Origin of the sequence: Pseudomonas sp. CYM-20-01 (assembly GCF_023169845.1) — a bacterium.
Classification (GTDB): domain Bacteria; phylum Pseudomonadota; class Gammaproteobacteria; order Pseudomonadales; family Pseudomonadaceae; genus Aquipseudomonas; species Aquipseudomonas azotoformans.
Genome location: NZ_AP025169.1, coordinates 754,644 through 770,572, shown reverse-complemented (window position 1 = coordinate 770,572; position 15,929 = coordinate 754,644). Strand labels below are relative to the sequence as shown.

At 62.4% G+C, this 15,929-nt stretch carries 12 protein-coding genes and 1 riboswitch; of the genes, 6 read left to right on the top strand and 6 right to left on the bottom strand.

Annotated features, from left to right (window positions below; translation table 11 throughout):
• Positions 1 to 54 precede the first annotated feature (54 nt).
• Positions 55 to 1,944, bottom strand: coding sequence for a phosphomethylpyrimidine synthase ThiC (gene thiC / locus M2497_RS03375; RefSeq protein WP_071497184.1), 1,890 nt, complete (start codon positions 1,942 to 1,944; stop codon positions 55 to 57).
• Positions 1,945 to 2,093: 149 nt separating this feature from the next.
• Positions 2,094 to 2,199, bottom strand: a riboswitch (TPP riboswitch).
• Positions 2,200 to 2,395: 196 nt separating this feature from the next.
• On the opposite strand from thiC, the gene M2497_RS03370 reads away from it, so the two are divergent.
• Entirely contained in the window at positions 2,396 to 3,835 is a 1,440-nt protein-coding gene (locus M2497_RS03370; RefSeq protein WP_248485837.1) for a TolC family outer membrane protein, read from the top strand.
• 122 nt (positions 3,836 to 3,957) lie between these two features.
• Here M2497_RS03370 and waaA read toward each other — a convergent pair whose 3' ends face one another.
• Both waaA and M2497_RS03360 read right to left on the bottom strand, forming a co-directional pair.
• Positions 3,958 to 5,235, bottom strand: coding sequence for a lipid IV(A) 3-deoxy-D-manno-octulosonic acid transferase (gene waaA, locus M2497_RS03365; RefSeq protein WP_248485836.1), 1,278 nt, complete (start codon positions 5,233 to 5,235; stop codon positions 3,958 to 3,960).
• A 23-nt stretch (positions 5,236 to 5,258) separates the two neighbouring features.
• Positions 5,259 to 6,149 (bottom strand): LysR family transcriptional regulator, encoded by an 891-nt coding sequence (locus M2497_RS03360; protein WP_248485835.1) that lies wholly within the window; start codon positions 6,147 to 6,149, stop codon positions 5,259 to 5,261.
• Positions 6,150 to 6,250: 101 nt separating this feature from the next.
• Here M2497_RS03360 and M2497_RS03355 point away from each other — a divergent pair, with 101 nt between their 5' ends.
• From M2497_RS03355 to M2497_RS03340, 4 genes are read left to right on the top strand one after another with little or no spacing between them, the layout of a single operon-like run.
• On the top strand, positions 6,251 to 6,586 hold the full coding sequence (locus M2497_RS03355) for a multidrug efflux SMR transporter (RefSeq protein WP_248485834.1): 336 nt from the start codon (positions 6,251 to 6,253) through the stop codon (positions 6,584 to 6,586).
• A gap of 55 nt (positions 6,587 to 6,641) precedes the next feature.
• Positions 6,642 to 7,817: an FAD-dependent oxidoreductase gene (locus tag M2497_RS03350; RefSeq protein WP_248485833.1), complete on the top strand. Its 1,176-nt coding sequence runs from the start codon at positions 6,642 to 6,644 to the stop codon at positions 7,815 to 7,817.
• Entirely contained in the window at positions 7,814 to 8,626 is an 813-nt protein-coding gene (locus M2497_RS03345) for an aldo/keto reductase (RefSeq protein WP_248485832.1), read from the top strand. Before M2497_RS03350 ends, M2497_RS03345 begins: the two co-directional genes overlap by 4 nt.
• Before the next feature lie 41 nt (positions 8,627 to 8,667).
• Complete coding sequence (locus M2497_RS03340) at positions 8,668 to 9,627, top strand: metal ABC transporter ATPase (RefSeq protein WP_248485831.1); 960 nt, start codon at positions 8,668 to 8,670, stop codon at positions 9,625 to 9,627.
• A gap of 18 nt (positions 9,628 to 9,645) precedes the next feature.
• On the opposite strand, the gene M2497_RS03335 is transcribed toward M2497_RS03340, so the two are convergent.
• The 3 genes from M2497_RS03335 to msbA all read right to left on the bottom strand — a co-directional run bounded on the left by M2497_RS03335 (position 9,646) and on the right by msbA (position 13,904).
• Positions 9,646 to 10,572: an NAD-dependent epimerase/dehydratase family protein gene (locus tag M2497_RS03335; protein WP_248485830.1), complete on the bottom strand. Its 927-nt coding sequence runs from the start codon at positions 10,570 to 10,572 to the stop codon at positions 9,646 to 9,648.
• Positions 10,565 to 11,989 (bottom strand): bifunctional D-glycero-beta-D-manno-heptose-7-phosphate kinase/D-glycero-beta-D-manno-heptose 1-phosphate adenylyltransferase HldE, encoded by a 1,425-nt coding sequence (gene hldE / locus M2497_RS03330; RefSeq protein WP_248485829.1) that lies wholly within the window; start codon positions 11,987 to 11,989, stop codon positions 10,565 to 10,567. The genes M2497_RS03335 and hldE overlap by 8 nt, the downstream gene beginning before the upstream one ends.
• A gap of 109 nt (positions 11,990 to 12,098) precedes the next feature.
• Positions 12,099 to 13,904, bottom strand: coding sequence for a lipid A export permease/ATP-binding protein MsbA (gene msbA / locus M2497_RS03325; RefSeq protein WP_058423495.1), 1,806 nt, complete (start codon positions 13,902 to 13,904; stop codon positions 12,099 to 12,101).
• Between the two features lie 157 nt (positions 13,905 to 14,061).
• Between msbA and M2497_RS03320 the strand changes: the two genes are divergently transcribed.
• Positions 14,062 to 15,918, top strand: coding sequence for a bifunctional O-antigen ligase/aminoglycoside phosphotransferase family protein (locus M2497_RS03320; RefSeq protein WP_248485828.1), 1,857 nt, complete (start codon positions 14,062 to 14,064; stop codon positions 15,916 to 15,918).
• Positions 15,919 to 15,929: the final 11 nt, after the last annotated feature.

The window sequence follows — 15,929 nt, the reverse complement described above, 5'->3', positions numbered from 1 at the left end:
TGAGTCATGTGGGAGGGGGCTTGCCCCCGATAAGGCCGGTACAGACGTCTTGAATCAGACCTTCTTGTAGAGCTGGCTGCCTTCCTGCTTGAACCGCTCCGCCTGCTCGGCCAGGCCCTTGGCCACGTCCACATCCACCGCTTCAATGCGCTGGTTGGCTGCGTACTCACGCACTTCCTGGGTGATCTTCATCGAGCAGAACTTCGGCCCGCACATCGAGCAGAAGTGCGCGACCTTGGCCGAATCCTTCGGCAGGGTTTCGTCGTGATAGGAACGCGCGGTGTCCGGGTCCAGGCCAAGGTTGAACTGGTCTTCCCAGCGGAACTCGAAACGCGCCTTGCTCAAGGCGTTATCGCGGATCTGCGCGCCCGGATGGCCTTTGGCGAGGTCCGCCGCGTGGGCGGCGATCTTGTAGGTGATGATCCCGGTCTTCACGTCATCCTTGTTCGGCAGGCCCAGGTGCTCCTTGGGCGTGACATAGCAGAGCATGGCGCAACCGAACCAGCCGATCATCGCCGCGCCGATGCCGGAGGTGATGTGGTCGTAACCTGGCGCGATGTCGGTGGTCAGCGGGCCGAGAGTGTAGAACGGCGCCTCGTCGCAGCACTCGAGCTGCTTGTCCATGTTCTCCTTGATCAACTGCATCGGCACGTGGCCAGGGCCTTCGATCATGGTTTGCACGTCGTGCTTCCAGGCGGTCTTGGTCAGTTCGCCGAGGGTTTCCAGCTCGCCGAATTGCGCGGCGTCGTTCGCGTCGGCAATCGAACCCGGGCGCAGGCCATCGCCAAGGGAGAAGCTGACGTCGTAGGCCTTCATGATTTCGCAGATTTCGTCGAAATGCGTGTAGGTGAAGTTCTCTTTGTGGTGCGCCAGGCACCACTTGGCCATGATCGAGCCGCCACGGGACACGATGCCGGTAACGCGCTTGGCGGTCAGCGGCACATAGCGCAGCAATACACCGGCGTGGATGGTGAAGTAGTCGACGCCCTGCTCGGCCTGTTCGATCAGGGTGTCGCGGAACAGCTCCCAGGTCAGGTCTTCGGCGGCGCCGCCGACTTTTTCCAGGGCCTGGTAGATCGGCACGGTGCCAATCGGCACCGGCGAGTTGCGGATGATCCACTCACGGGTTTCATGGATGTGCTTGCCGGTGGACAGGTCCATCACCGTGTCCGAACCCCAGCGAATGCCCCAGGTCAGTTTGGCCACTTCTTCTTCGATGGACGAACCCAGGGCGCTGTTGCCGATGTTGCCGTTGATCTTCACCAGGAAGTTACGGCCGATGATCATCGGTTCCAGTTCGGTGTGGTTGATGTTGGCCGGGATGATGGCGCGGCCGCGGGCGATTTCTTCGCGCACGAATTCCGGGGTGATGATCTTCGGCACGCTGGCGCCAAAGCTGTGGCCGGCGTGCTGCTGGTCGAGCAGGCCACTGGCGCGGGCTTCTTCGAGCTTCATGTTCTCGCGGATGGCGACGTATTCCATCTCGGCGGTGATGATGCCTTTGCGCGCGTAGTGCATCTGCGTGACGTTGGCGCCGGCCTTGGCACGACGCGGGTTCTTCACGTGGGCGAAGCGCAACGCGGTCAGCTCGGCATCACTGAGGCGCTGTTGGCCAAAGTGCGAGCTGAGGCCCGGCAGGCGCTCGGTGTCGCCACGCACTTCTATCCACGGCGAGCGCACATCGCCCAGGCCTTTGCGCACGTCGATGATCACGTTGGGGTCGGTGTAGGGGCCGGAGGTGTCATACACGGTGACCGGCGCGTTGATTTCACCGCCGAAATCGGTGGGGGTGACGTCCAGGCTGATTTGTCGCATCGGTACACGAATGTCCGGGCGGGTGCCTTCCACGTAGATCTTCTGCGAGCGGGTAAACGGCTGCACGGAGCCGGAGTCGACCTTGGCCGATTCACTCAAATGCACGGTGTTTTTTAATGTTGTAGTCATCACGGGCTCTCCAACTTATCCAGGCGGTGGATTTTTGTCGGAGCGAACCTGTGACGGACGGACGCACTGGAACCAGTGCTGTGCTTGGCGCACGAGGGCTGTTCGATTGTCGAACAACATCCCGGACGAAGCACAAGAGGACTCGCCGGGTGACGAGAAATCTTGTTCCCTACGCAGGCGCTAACCTGATCAGGTTCAACGGGATCCGGTATTTACCGATCTCAGCCTTCCAACAAGGCACCCCGACAAGAACGCGGCCAGTCTAGACCATGCCGTGGGCAAATTGCCAATGGCGGTGCATTCAGCGTGATGAATGGCGTGATTGCGGGATTGTTGCGCCGAGTCAGCACCACTACACTCGGTTGCCGCCACAATGCTTGACGCCAGGAATGGCCGGCCTTAGCCTTGGGCGCTAAATTATCACCGTAATATTCAAACTAGGGATCGCCTCATGCTGCGCAAACTTTCACTGGCTCTTGCCGTGTCTTGTGCGACCAACGGAATGGTCTGGGCAGCTGAAGCGCCCTTGTCCGCCAAAACCGACTTGGTCAGCGTCTACCAGGAAGCGGTGGACAACAACGCCGACCTGGCCGCCGCCCGTGCCCAGTACGGCGCGCAAAAGGAAGTGGTGCCCCAGGCCCGTGCCGGCTTGCTGCCGAACCTGACCGGCGGTGCCGATATCAACAACTTGCGCACCCAGATCGACACCCCGGCCGCCACCGCCAACCGCGATGCGCACTCCTGGCGCGCCACCCTTAGCCAGCCGCTGTTCCGCGCCGACCGCTGGTTCCAGCTGCAAGCCGCCGAGGCCACCAATGAGCAGGCCGCGTTGCAACTGTCGGCGACCGAACAGAACCTGATCCTGCAGAGCGCCGAAAACTATTTCGCCGTGCTGCGCGCCCAGGACAACCTGGCCTCGACCAAGGCCGAAGAAAATGCGTTCAAGCGCCAACTGGACCAGTCCAACGAGCGCTTTGACGTGGGCCTGTCGGACAAGACCGACGTGCTGCAATCCCAGGCCAGCTACGACACCGCCCGCGCCAACCGCATCCTGGCCCAACGCCAGGTCGAGGACGCGTTCGAAGCGCTGATCACCCTGACCAACCGCCAGTACAACTCAATCCAGGGCATCGTCCACACGCTGCCGGTGTTGCCGCCGCTGCCGAACGACGCCAAGGCCTGGGTCGAAACCGCCGGCCGCCAGAACCTGAACCTGCTGGCCAGCAACTATGCGGTCACGGCCGCCGAGGAAACCCTCAAGCAGCGCAAGGCCGGCCACGCGCCGACCCTGGACGCCGTGGCGCAATATGAAAAAGGCGACAACGACGCCCTCGGTTTCAGCAACCCGAATGCCTTCGGCACGCCGTACCGTGGAGATGTCGAGCAGCGCACCATCGGCCTGCGCCTGAGCATCCCGATCTACAGCGGCGGGCTGACCAGCTCGCAGGTGCGTGAGTCCTACTCGCGTCTGGGCCAGACCGAGCAGCAGCGCGAAGGCCTGCGCCGCCAGGTGGTGGAAAACACCCGCAACCTGCACCGCGCGGTGAACACCGACGTGGAGCAGGTACAGGCGCGCCGCCAGTCGATCATCTCCAACCAGAGCGCGGTGGAAGCCACGGAAATCGGCTATCAGGTGGGGACGCGCAATATCGTCGATGTGCTCGACTCCCAGCGCCAGCTCTATGCGTCGGTACGCAACTACAACAACAGCCGCTATGACTACATCCTCGACAACCTGCGCTTGAAGCAGGCCGCGGGCACCTTGAACCCAGGCGATCTGCAAGACCTGGCGCGCTACCTCAAGGCCGACTACAACCCGGACCGCGACTTCCTGCCGCCGGACCTGGCCAAGGCTGCGGCCGAACAACTCAAGGCCCGCCCCGCCAACTGAATCCACTGCAACCCCATGTGGGAGGGGGCTTGCCCCCGATAGCAGAGTGTCAGGCACCGTATAGGTGACTGATATACCGCCATCGGGGGCAAGCCCCCTCCCACATTGAGTCAGGTGATGATTCAGTCAGCCAGCAGTCGACCTAAACCATCCAGTAAACGCTTCAACGCGCCCTGGTTGGCCTGCATCACCTTGAGCCCCGCCTGCGCCATCTTGCGCGCATCCTGCGGCAGTTCGAACAACTGGCGCACGGCTTCGGCCAACCCTTCTGCGTCATCCACCGCGCGCAACGCCCCGGCTTCACGCATCATCGCGGTGATTTCGAGGAAGTTGAACACATGTGGTCCCATGATCACCGGCAAGGCCAGCGCCGCCGGTTCCAGTGGGTTGTGCCCACCGGTCGCCACCAGGCTGCCGCCTACGAAAGCGCTGTCAGCCAACGCATAGAGAAACAGCAACTCGCCCATGGTGTCGCCGAGCAATACTGATGTGTTCGCGGTGACGGGTTCCCCACTGGAGCGACGCACCGTGACAAAGCCTTGCTGTGCGCACAGCTCGAACATCGGGCCGAAGCGCTCCTGATGGCGCGGCACCAGAATCAGCAGCGCGTTAGGGTAGCTGTCGAGCAGTTGGCGATGGGCCGCCAGCACCACCTCATCTTCACCCTCATGGGTACTCGCGGCGATCCACACCGGGCGCTCGCTGGCGCCCCATTGCTCCCGCAACGCGGCGGCGCGCACCGGCAACTGGGGTTCGATGGTCAGGTCGAACTTGATCGAGCCGGTGACTTCGACGGTTTCCGGCCGAGCCCCCAAATCCAGGAAGCGCTGCGCTTCGGCTTGCGTCTGCACAGCAAACAGGCTCATTTCGGCCAACATCGGCGCTGTCAATTTGGCAAAGCGCGCATAGCCCTTGGCCGAACGCGCCGACAGACGCGCATTGGCCAATGCCACCGGAATCCCGCGCTGGGCGCAGGCGTGGATATGATTGGGCCACAGCTCGGTTTCCATGATCACCGCGAGCTTGGGCTGTACGCGATCCAGGAAACGCTCGGCCGCGCACGGCAAGTCATACGGCAAGTAGCAGTGCTGGATTCGCGGTTCATTGGCGAACAACGCCTGGATGCGCTCGGACCCGGTCGGCGTCATGCAGGTGACGGTGATCGGCAGCGTCGGATAACGCTCCAGCAACCCGCGCACCATGGGCGCAGCGGCAATGCTTTCGCCCACCGACACGGCGTGCACCCAGATCCCGCCCGGCCGCATCACCGGCAAGCCATAGGAGAAGCGCTCGCCGACGCGCTTGGCATAGGCCGGCGCCTTGCGCGCGCGCAGCCACAGACGTAAAGCCACCAAGGGCAGCGCCAGGTAAAACAGACAGCTGTAGAGAGTTCTATTCATGGCGGCGGAGTTTATCGGCTTTTTCAGTCGATCGCCTGCAAGCACTCGGCAAATCGTTTGGCCAGGAAGCGCGCCGCCGGCCCCAGATGCTCGTCGCGCCGCCAGACCAACTCGACCACCAGCGCCGGCGGCGTCCATTCGCTGTCCAGTTCGACCATCTGTTGCTGGTAGGTCGGGTACTGCACGATATGCCGGGGCAGCCAGGCCCAGCCCAGGCCACTCATCAGCCATTCGGCCAACACGTAGAAACTGTCGGCGCGCCACACCAGCGGGCTGGCGGCTTCGCTGCCGGGGTAGACACTGGTCTGGGTCGACATCAGCAACTGGCGGAACTGCGCCAGGTGCTGGCACGTTACATAGGTTTGCTTGGCCAGCGGGTGATTCACACCGCACACCGTGACCATCTCCACGCTGCCGACCACGCGCCGCTCCAGGGCTTCAGGGATCTGGTCGTGATAGAACAGCAGGCCCAGGTCAGCCTTGCGCTCCACCAGCTTGCGCGCCACATCACCCTGGGCCGCGCTGGACAACTGTACCTCCAACAACGGGTACTGCCCGGCCAGTGCCTCAAGACTATCGAGCACTGGCTGGAACAGCATGGCTTCATCCTGGGCCAGGCGCAGGCAGGCCTCTTCACCACGGGTCAATGACAGTGCCCGGCCATTGAGCCGCTCGCACTGGCGCAGCACTTCGCGCGCTTCCTCCAGCAGCACGCTGCCGGCTGCGGTCAGCCGAGGCTGGCGGCCGCTGCTACGCTCGAACAGGCTGACGCCCAGGTCCGCCTCCAGCATGGCAATCCCATTGCTGACCGCCGACTGAGCCTTGCGCTGCTGGCGCGCCACCGCTGAAAACGAACGCTGTTCGGCGACGCTGACAAACAGGCGCATCTGTTCCAGATCCCACTGCACGCTCATGACCTAACCCATCTCTGATTCGGATAGGTAATGACTTTACCCCATCTGACAAGACTCTAGAATGCCAGCCTTAACTGATCGCTTTACCCGAGGACTGACCCATGAATGCCGCCTACTACTACCTGGCCATCGCCATCTGCTCGGAAGTGATTGCCACGGTTTCCATGAAAGCCATCAAGGGCTGGAGCACGCCCATCCCACTGCTGCTGGTAATCGTCGGCTACGGCGTGGCGTTCTGGATGCTGACGCTGGTGGTGCGCTCCGTACCGGTGGGCGTGGCCTACGCGGTGTGGGCTGGAATGGGCATTGTGATGGTCAGTATCGCGGCGTTGTTTATCTACGGGCAGAAGCTGGATGTTCCGGCGATGCTGGGGATGGGCCTGATTGTGCTGGGCGTGGTGGTGATCCAGCTGTTCTCGAAAACCGCCGGGCACTGACCACTCCTCAACAGCCTGTATACTGCGCCTCTTGTCTTGAACACTGAGGTCGCCCATGCCATCCGTTATTTCCACCGACGTTCTGATTGTCGGCGCCGGGGTTGCCGGCCTCTGGCTGAATGCGCGCCTGCGCCGCCAGGGGTTTTCCACGGTGGTGGTGGAAAACGCCACCTTGGGTGGCGGGCAAAGCGTGAAGTCCCAGGGGATCATTCACGGCGGCGCGAAATACGCCCTGCATGGCGCCATCACCGGCGCGTCCGAAGCCATTGCCGATATGCCGCGCCGCTGGCGCGAAGCACTGGCGGGTAACGGCGAGCTGGACCTGTCCGGCGTGCGCCTGTTGTCTGAGGCGCATTACCTGTGGTCCCCCGGCACGCTTGCCGGCAACCTCACCAGTTTTTTCGCCAGCAAGGCCGTGCGCGGCCGTGTCGACCAAGTCAAGGGCGACGATTTGCCGCCGGCGCTGCAAGACCGCCGCTTCAAGGGCAAGGTCTATCGCCTGGCCGAGCTGGTCATCGACGTGCCAAGCCTGATTGAGCGCCTGGCCCAACTGGCCGGTGATGGCTTGCTCGCCGGCCAGCACATCGAACCGTTGCTGGAGGGCGACGCTTTGGTGGGCTTGAAGGTGGACGGTCGCGAGATCCGCGCCCAGCGCATCGTGTTGAGTGCCGGCGCCGGTACGGCTGATCTGCTGACCGCGCTGGGCATCAGCCAGCCAGCCATGCAAAAACGTCCATTGCACATGATCATCGCCAAAGGCCCCGGCCTCAAACCGCTGTATGCCCACTGCCTGGGCGGCGGCACCAAGCCGCGCATCACTGTCACCACTCACCCGGCCGCCGATGGCAATTGGGTGTGGTACATGGGCGGCGATATTGCCGAGGCCGATGGCGTGGCGCGCACGCCGCAGGAACAGATCGCCACGGCGCAAAAAGAGCTGGCGCAGTTACTGCCGTGGATCGACATGAGCCAGACCCAATGGGCGACCCTGCGCGTCGACCGTGCCGAGCCCCTGCAATCGGGCCTGACCCGCCCCGACAATGCCTTCATCGCCGAACAAGGCCGCCTGCTGGTGGGCTGGCCGACCAAGTTGGCGTTGGCACCGGACTTCGCCGATCGGGTGATCAACAGCCTGGAACGTGACGGCATCCGCCCAAGCGTCGACGAGCCGCTGCCCGAGCTGCCAAAACCCGCCATCGGCGTGCCTGCCTGGGAGCAACTGTTGCCATGAGCCTGCCTACCCTGCACGACCTTCATCGCCCCCTGGGCAGCACTGGCCTGATGGTCTCGCCACTGGGCCTGGGCACCGTCAAGCTGGGCCGCGACCAAGGGGTGAAATACCCCAGCGGCTTCCAGATCCCCGGCGACGACGAAGCGCGCATGCTGTTGCGCCAGGCCCGCGAACTGGGCATCAACCTGATCGACACCGCGCCGGCCTACGGCATGAGCGAAGAACGCCTGGGGCCGCTGCTGCGCGGCCAGCGCAAAGATTGGGTGATCGTCAGTAAAGTCGGCGAAGAGTTCGAGAATGGCGCGTCCAGCCACGACTTCAGCGCGGCCCACACCCGGATGTCGATCGAGCGCAGCCTGAAACGACTTGAAACCGATTTTATCGACCTGGTGCTGGTGCATTCCGACGGTAACGACCTGCATATTCTCAATGACTGCGAGGTCTACCAGACCCTGGCGGCGCTGAAACAGGAAGGCAAGATCCGTGGTTTCGGCTTTTCCGGCAAGACCGTCGAGGGTGGCGTGAAGGCTCTGGAACAGGGCGATTGCGCGATGGTCACCTACAATTTGAACGAACAGGCCGAGAAAGCCGTCATTGAATATGCGGCGGCCCACGGCAAGGGCATCCTGGTGAAAAAGGCCTTGGCCAGCGGCCACGTTTGCCTGGAGCCTGGAATGGATCCAATTCGCGCCAGTTTCATGTTGTTGTTTGCGCAAACAGGCGTTGCCAGTGCTATTGTCGGGACCATTAATCCGCTGCACCTGGCCCATAACGTGGCGACCGCTGCCCAGGTCATTCGTCAACTCTGATGCCGCCGACGCGGCCGACCCCGTCGCAAGAAGGAGCCGACATGCCGCGAACGCTCATAAGAAAAAACCCCAGCAACTTCAAGACACTGCCGCTACACGTCGAAGCCACCCCCGAAGGCCTGAGCTACCAGAGCGTCGGCATGCCGCTCAACTTTGCCCAGACCCTGCAACGGCGCAAGCCGGTGGAGGCGGCAGACCCCGAACGTTTCGCCCTGGAGCTGGCCAACCTTGGCGTGTCGGTGCGCCTGACCCTGCATTGGCAAAACAAGGATTACTGGGTGCTGGTGCGCCAGCGCCGCCAGGACCGTGGCGACGTGGTACTCAAGCTGATCTCCGGCTACGTGCCCGCCCATGAGCTGAACCTGCCGCTGCACACCGCCATCCAGGAAATTGCCGAAGAGTGCCTGCTGGAAACGCCGGAAGGCTGGCTGGGCGGGCGCTTCAACGACACCTGGCTGCCGGCGCCCTATTCCTCCGCGCTGCATTACCGCGAAGCCCTGCCCTTTCGCCTCAGCCCGCTGTCCGGCGCGGCTCGCCCGGTGCGCTGCGCCACCACCCAGTTGATCGAACGCCCGCGCGCCTATGTGCACCTGCCCACCGCCTCGTTGCAATTGATCTATGACCTGCGCCTGGAAGTGCCCAAGGAAGCCAAATCCCTGAGCCTGTTCCATGTCGACGAGCGCCTTGAAGGCGACCAACTGGTCGCCCGCCTGGACCGTCAACGCCCGGACCTGTACCTGATGCCATTGAAAGACGGCCAGCCCCTGGCCGAGCTCTACACCGTCAAGAAAGACCAGCTGTACCCGGCGAGCACGCGGGGTTTGTACCTGGCGGAAAGCTTCGCCCAGCAGGAAGGCTGGTTGGTGCGTGAGGAGCGGATTCGCTGGAAGGACTGGCTGCGCCAGCAAGGCCTGGCTGAGCCTGAGAAAGAGTCGAAATTGAAGCGCCTGGCCCAAAGGGTGCTGCGCAAGATCGTGCCGAAGAAAAAAACCAAGGCCTGAATCAGGCTACACATCGCGTCAGCCTTTGAGCAAGCGTTCCAATCCCACCTTCAATGGGGTGGGTTCGGGCAGGGTAAAACTCGCCAGTAACCGCTGGTTGTTCGCCCGCGAATGCCGGATATCCCCGGAGCGCGGCGGCCCGTAAGTCACTTCGGGCAGTTTGCCGACGATGTCTTCCAAGGCTTGCAGCACATCCTTGAGCGTCGTGGTGCGGTTCCAGCCGACATTGATTGCACCCAAGGGAGCCTCGGGCGCTTCAATCGCCCGCACCAACAAGTCCACCAGGTCGCCCACGTACATGAAGTCGCGGGTTTGCTCACCATCGCCAAACACGGCAATCGGTACGCCCTGCTGCACCCGCTCGCTGAAGATGCTGATCACACCGGAATACGGCGATGACGGATCCTGGCGTGGCCCGAAGATATTGAAGAAACGGAAGATCACCGGCTCCAGGCCATGCTGGCGACGATAGAAATCGAAGTAGTGCTCGCCGGCCAACTTGTCGGACGCATAGGGCGTCAACGGCGCCTTGGTGGTGGCTTCGTCAATGGAAGCGCCTTCGCCATTGTTGCCGTATACCGCAGCGCTGGAGGCATACACCACGCGCTTGATGCCGGCCTTGCGCACGGCTTCGCAGACATTCAAGGTGCCGATGAAGTTGCTCTGGTGCGTGCTGACCGGATCATCCACCGACGCCTGTACCGAGGCCACCGCCGCCAGATGCACCACCGCGGCTGCGCCGACAGCGGCACGGGCGACTACCTCGGCATCGGCCACATCGCCTTCCAGCAGTTCGACGCGCGGATTGTCCAACGGCAGGTTAGTGCGCTTGCCGGTGGAGAGGTTATCCAGCACCCGCACACCGTAGCCTTTGGCGAGCAGCGCATCGACCAGGTGCGAGCCGATAAAGCCCGCACCGCCGGTGACAAGAACCTGCTTACTCATTGTTGCGGATCTTCTCGACAATGGCGGTGGTCGAGCTGTTCTCGACCAGGCCCAGCACTTTGACCTTGCCACCGTAGGCGCTGACGATATCTGCCCCGACCACTTGGTCGACGGAATAATCGCCGCCCTTGACCAGCACATCCGGCTTGACCTGGGCCAGCAGGTTTTCCGGGGTTGCTTCAGGGAAGCTGATCACCCAGTCCACAGCGCCCAGACCGGCCAACACGGCCATGCGCCGGTCGACGCTGTTGATCGGACGGCCAGGGCCTTTCAGGCGGCTGACCGAGGCGTCATCGTTGACCGCGACGATCAGGCGATCGCCTTGGGCACGGGCCTGTTCCAGGTAGGTCACGTGACCGGCGTGCAGGATGTCGAAGCAGCCGTTGGTGAACACAATGCTTTCGTTGTGAGCGCGAGCATCGTCAATCGCCAGCAGCAATTGCTCAATGCTCAGCACACCCCGCTCCGAGCCTTCGGAGCGCTGGATCGCACGGCGCAACTCAGGCGCGCTGATGGCAGCGGTACCCAGCTTGCCCACTACGATGCCCGCCGCCAGGTTGGCCAGGGCCACAGCGTGGGGCAGTTCTTCACCGGCGGCAATCGAGGCGGCCAGGGTGGAAATCACGGTGTCGCCGGCGCCGGTGACGTCGAACACCTCACGGGCACGTGCCGGCAAGTGCATCGCCGGGTGGCCGGGGCGCAGCAGGGTCATGCCGTGCTCGCCACGGGTCACCAGCAAGGCGCCGAGGTCGAGGTCGGCCATCAGTGCCGCGCCCTTGGTCACCAGGTCGTGCTCATCGGCGCAACCGCCGACGATGGCTTCGAACTCGCTGAGATTCGGCGTGATCAGGCTGGCTCCGCGATAAATCGAGAAGTCCTTGCCCTTGGGATCGGCCAATACCGGGATGCCCCGGGCCTTGGCGGCCTGGATCAGTTCCTGGTGATTCTTCAAGGCGCCTTTGCCGTAGTCGGACAACACCAGCACCTTTATGCCTTCGAGCAACTGATCGACCTGGCCGCTAAGGGCCAGGGCGTCGGTGGCGAAGGGTTCTTCGAAATCGATACGCAGCAATTGCTGGTGACGGCTCATCACCCGCAGCTTGACGATGGTCGGCTGGTGGGCAATGCGCTGGAACAACGCACGCACGCCAGCACCGCGCAGGCTGTTGGCCAGGCTGTCGGCGGCTTCGTCGTCGCCGGTCACGCCGACCAGCGAGGCCGGGGCGCCGAGGGCGGCAATATTGAGGGCAACGTTGGCAGCGCCACCTGGACGGTCTTCGATTTGCTCGACCTTGACGACCGGCACCGGCGCCTCAGGGGAAATCCGTGAGGTACCACCATGCCAGTAACGGTCGAGCATGACATCGCCGACCACCAAGACAGGGGCTTGATCGAATCGCGGCATGGACAACTTCATGGAGCAACCCACATACAAAATGAACAGGGGCGCGATATTAGCACAGGGTTGCGGGAGGTTTGCGGGAGGGTTTTGCAAGGAGCCGGCTTGCCGGCTCCTACCGGGAGGTTCAGGTAATGTCTGCGGAAATCGGCGCATCCAGGCCCATGGCATGCAGGCGGGCGTAATAGCCGTTCTGTGCCAGCAGCTCACTGTGCGTGCCACGCTCGACAATTCGACCGTCGTCCATCACCAGGATCAGGTCGGCCTTCTCGATGGTGGACAAACGGTGCGCGATCACCAGGGTGGTGCGACCTTGCATGACCTTGTCCAGCGCCGCCTGGATGTGGCGCTCGGATTCGGTGTCGAGGGCCGACGTGGCCTCGTCGAGAATCAGCAGCGGTGCATTCTTCAGGAGGGCACGGGCAATCGCCAGGCGCTGGCGTTGGCCACCGGACAGCAACACGCCGTTTTCGCCAACCTGGGTGTCGAAGCCCTTGGGCAACTGATCGATGAAGTCCTTGGCATTGGCGTCCGCCGCGGCCGCTTCCACGTCCGCCCGCGGCGCACCCGCCAGGTCGCCGTAGGCGATGTTGTTGGTCACGGTGTCGCTGAACAAGGTCACATGCTGGGTCACCTGGGCAATGTGTTTCCTCAGGTTGAGCAGCTTGTAGTCTTCGATCTCGACACCATCCAGCAGGATTTCGCCGCTTGCGTGGTGGTAGAAGCGCGGGATCAGGCTGGCCAGGGTCGACTTCCCGCTGCCCGAGCGCCCGACCAGGGCGATCATCTGCCCAGGCTCGGCGGTGAAGCTGATGTCCTTGAGCACATGGCGCTCGGTGCCTGGGTAGGTAAAGTTCAGGTTGCGTACGTCGAGACGGCCGCTGACCTTGTCGCGCTCGATGGTGCCGTTGTCGACTTCGACCTCTTCATCCAACTGTTCAAAAATGCTTTCGGCACCCGCCACGCCCTTCTGGATCGTCGAGCTGACTTCCGAGAGCTGGCGAATCGGCTTGGGCAGCAGGCCGGCCAGGGTGATATAGGCCACCATGTCACCGGCCGATGCGTCACCGCGAAGATAAAGGACCAGGAACATCAGCACCGCCATCGCGGTGTAAATCACCAGTTGCAGCGCCGGTGTATAGATCGCCCCGGTGCGGGTCATGCGCAGTTGCTTGTCGGTGTTGCTCTGGCTGGCCTTGAGGAAGCGTTTTTCCTCGTAGACCTCACCCCCGAAGCTGCGCACCACGCGGTAGCCCTGGATGGTTTCGGAGGCCACGTGGGTCACGTCGCCCATCGCCACCTGGATCTTCTTGCTCTGCTTGCGGAATTTCTTGCTGGCCGTGCTCACCATCACTGCGATCAACGGCAGGATGGCAATCATCACCAGCGTCAGGCGCCAGTTCATGTAAAGCAGCGAGGCGAACAGGAAGATCACTGTCATGCCTTCACGAATCACCACTTTGATCGCATCGGTCGCCGCCCCCGTGACCATGGTCACGTTGAAGGTGATGCGAGAAATCAGGTGCCCGGAGTTGTGGTTGTCGAAGTAGCGGTTGGGCAGCGTCAGCAAGTTGTTGAACAACTGCACGCGCAGGTCATGGACCAGGCCCAGGGAAACCTTGGCCAGCAGGTAGTTGCCCAGGAACGAACCCAGGCCCTGCCAGGCCGCGATGAGGATGATCAGCAGCGGCACGGCTTGCAGCAGTTGCAGGTCCCGAAGGAACGGCACGGTAGGGAATAGCACGGCTTCAGGGTTGGAAAGGCCGTCGACGAAGTACTTGAGGATGTACCCCAGCATGGGCTGGGTCGACGCGAAAATCAGAAATCCGACGATACTCAGCGCGAACAAGCCGGCGTAGGGCTTAACGTAACTGAGCAGGCGGAAGTATATTTTCAAGCTCGAAGGGCTTGCGCTCGGACTGGAGTCGGTCATATCACGCGGCGTTTTGAAAAAGGAGGCTGACTTTAGCACAGCTTCTCTGTTGTACTTGCACCCTGCATGACCCTCAAACCGGTTGGCCTCAACCGGCGACATTATATAGCCACTACTTTAAGATGGTCGGCTTCTCAACACGGAATGGCTTTCCTGTATGCACTCCAAGCGGCTGATCTATGGCTCAAATCGCGTTTTCGACTTTCTGGTTCTGTGGATTTTACCCATTGGCTTGTTGTTGCTGCTGAGCTCACTGTTCTTCGTATCCAACCGAAACGTGCTGCATCGAATTGTCTACATCCTGTTCAGCGTACCGACGCTGTTCATGTTGTGCATGCGCCCCCGGGAGCTGAAAGCGTTACTGCGCGAGCCCCTGGCGCTCGCCTTCCTGGTCTTCTCCGCCTGGGCCCTGACCAGCCTGCTGTGGAGCCCCGAGCCCACCGCCGACACCGACCTGTTCAAGCGCCCGCTCAATACCTTCATGCTGTTTGGTGGCTGCGGGCTGTTGCTGCATTACCGCAACGATCTGTTCAAGCCGATCTTCTTCAGTGCGGCGGTAATCGCACTGGTGGTGAGCCTGTGCAACCTGGTGGCGTTCGTCAAAGGCTTCGAACCGGGCATGCGCATGATCGGTGGGCGTGGCGCTCTCGACAATCCGCTGCTCAGCTCTCATCTATTCGGTTTCTTCTGCGTCTACTGGCTGTATGTCTGCATGACCACCCAGCGCCTGAAAGTCCTGTGGTTCAGCGCCCCGGCTCTGGCAGTCATGCTCGCGGCGGTTCTGGCCACGGGCTCGCGCACACCGCTGGTAGCCCTGACACTCACCATCCTGTGGATGACCTTCGTCAGCCGCAACCGCCGCTCGGCTTTGCTGATAGCAGGCCTGGTTCTGGGGGCCATTGGACTGCTCCTGCTATACCCGGAATCCATTACCGAACGAGGCAGCTCATTTCGCCTTGAACTGTGGGGCATGTCACTGCAACGCATCGCAGAACACCCATGGATCGGCCACAGCTACGACTCCGAGCTGTACCTGACCCTGTCCGACGGCTATCAGCTGCGCGAGCCGCACAGTTTTGCCCTGGGCGTGCTGTATTACGTCGGCATCATCGGCTTTATCCCGTGGATCTTCATGATCGGCTGGGGGCTGTACAAGGGCCTGAAAGAACGCGCCCAGCCACTCTTCATCCTGGCTTCGTCGCTGCTGACCTATGGCATCGGCGCCGGGCTGACCGAAGGGGGTGGCATCCTGTCACGCCCGAAAGAGCACTGGTTCGTGCTGTGGATCCCGTTGGCGATCATTGCCGGCCTGAGCATCGCCCAGCGCCGTCACAGCCTGTTGCGCATGCCGGTACAAGCGCTCAAGCCCGCAGCTTTCGACCAGTTGTGCAGCAATGCCCATGTGATCGAAGCCGACGGGCTGGGTCCGAAAGTCCTGCGCCTGGCCGACGGCCGCTTCCTGAAGATCTTCCGTGCGCGCCGCTGGTACACCTCGGGCAGCTTCAACCCCTACTCCGAGCGGTTTGCCAGCAACGCCGAGCAATTGCGCACCCTGGGCATCCCTACGCCGCAGATTCTAGGCCTCTATAGCCTGCGCGACGCCAGCACCGCCGTCAGCTACGCGCCACTGCCCGGCCTGACCCTGCGCCAGGCCCTGCAAGGCCTGGACAACAGCCTGCGTGAGTCGCTGATCGAACGTTTCGGTCAGTTCATGGCCAAGTTGCATGAGCGCGGTGTGTACTTCCGTTCGCTGCACCTGGGTAACGTGCTGTTGATGGATGACGGTGAGTTTGCCCTGATCGATATTGCCGACCTGCGCATCTTCCCGTCGCCGCTGCGCAACGCGTTGCGCCAGCGCAACCTGCGCCATATGCAGCGCTACCCACAGGACCGCGCCTGGTTGTTCGAGACACACTTCGAACAGCTGGCCAAAGGTTATGCGTCCGTTGCCAGCCAAGGCGCCACGGCGAAGATCCGCGAGCAAGTGCAGGCATTGGCCAGCCCCGCCACCTGATAAAAAAGGCG

What these genes read in the sequence shown, in the direction of transcription:
- thiC (WP_071497184.1), bottom strand. Translation starts at nt 1,944, where the DNA reads ATGACTACAACATTAAAAAACACCGTGCATTTGAGTGAATCGGCCAAG.
- M2497_RS03370 (WP_248485837.1), top strand. Translation starts at nt 2,396, where the DNA reads ATGCTGCGCAAACTTTCACTGGCTCTTGCCGTGTCTTGTGCGACCAAC.
- waaA (WP_248485836.1), bottom strand. Translation starts at nt 5,235, where the DNA reads ATGAATAGAACTCTCTACAGCTGTCTGTTTTACCTGGCGCTGCCCTTG.
- M2497_RS03360 (WP_248485835.1), bottom strand. Translation starts at nt 6,149, where the DNA reads ATGAGCGTGCAGTGGGATCTGGAACAGATGCGCCTGTTTGTCAGCGTC.
- M2497_RS03355 (WP_248485834.1), top strand. Translation starts at nt 6,251, where the DNA reads ATGAATGCCGCCTACTACTACCTGGCCATCGCCATCTGCTCGGAAGTG.
- M2497_RS03350 (WP_248485833.1), top strand. Translation starts at nt 6,642, where the DNA reads ATGCCATCCGTTATTTCCACCGACGTTCTGATTGTCGGCGCCGGGGTT.
- M2497_RS03345 (WP_248485832.1), top strand. Translation starts at nt 7,814, where the DNA reads ATGAGCCTGCCTACCCTGCACGACCTTCATCGCCCCCTGGGCAGCACT.
- M2497_RS03340 (WP_248485831.1), top strand. Translation starts at nt 8,668, where the DNA reads ATGCCGCGAACGCTCATAAGAAAAAACCCCAGCAACTTCAAGACACTG.
- M2497_RS03335 (WP_248485830.1), bottom strand. Translation starts at nt 10,572, where the DNA reads ATGAGTAAGCAGGTTCTTGTCACCGGCGGTGCGGGCTTTATCGGCTCG.
- hldE (WP_248485829.1), bottom strand. Translation starts at nt 11,989, where the DNA reads ATGAAGTTGTCCATGCCGCGATTCGATCAAGCCCCTGTCTTGGTGGTC.
- msbA (WP_058423495.1), bottom strand. Translation starts at nt 13,904, where the DNA reads ATGACCGACTCCAGTCCGAGCGCAAGCCCTTCGAGCTTGAAAATATAC.
- M2497_RS03320 (WP_248485828.1), top strand. Translation starts at nt 14,062, where the DNA reads ATGCACTCCAAGCGGCTGATCTATGGCTCAAATCGCGTTTTCGACTTT.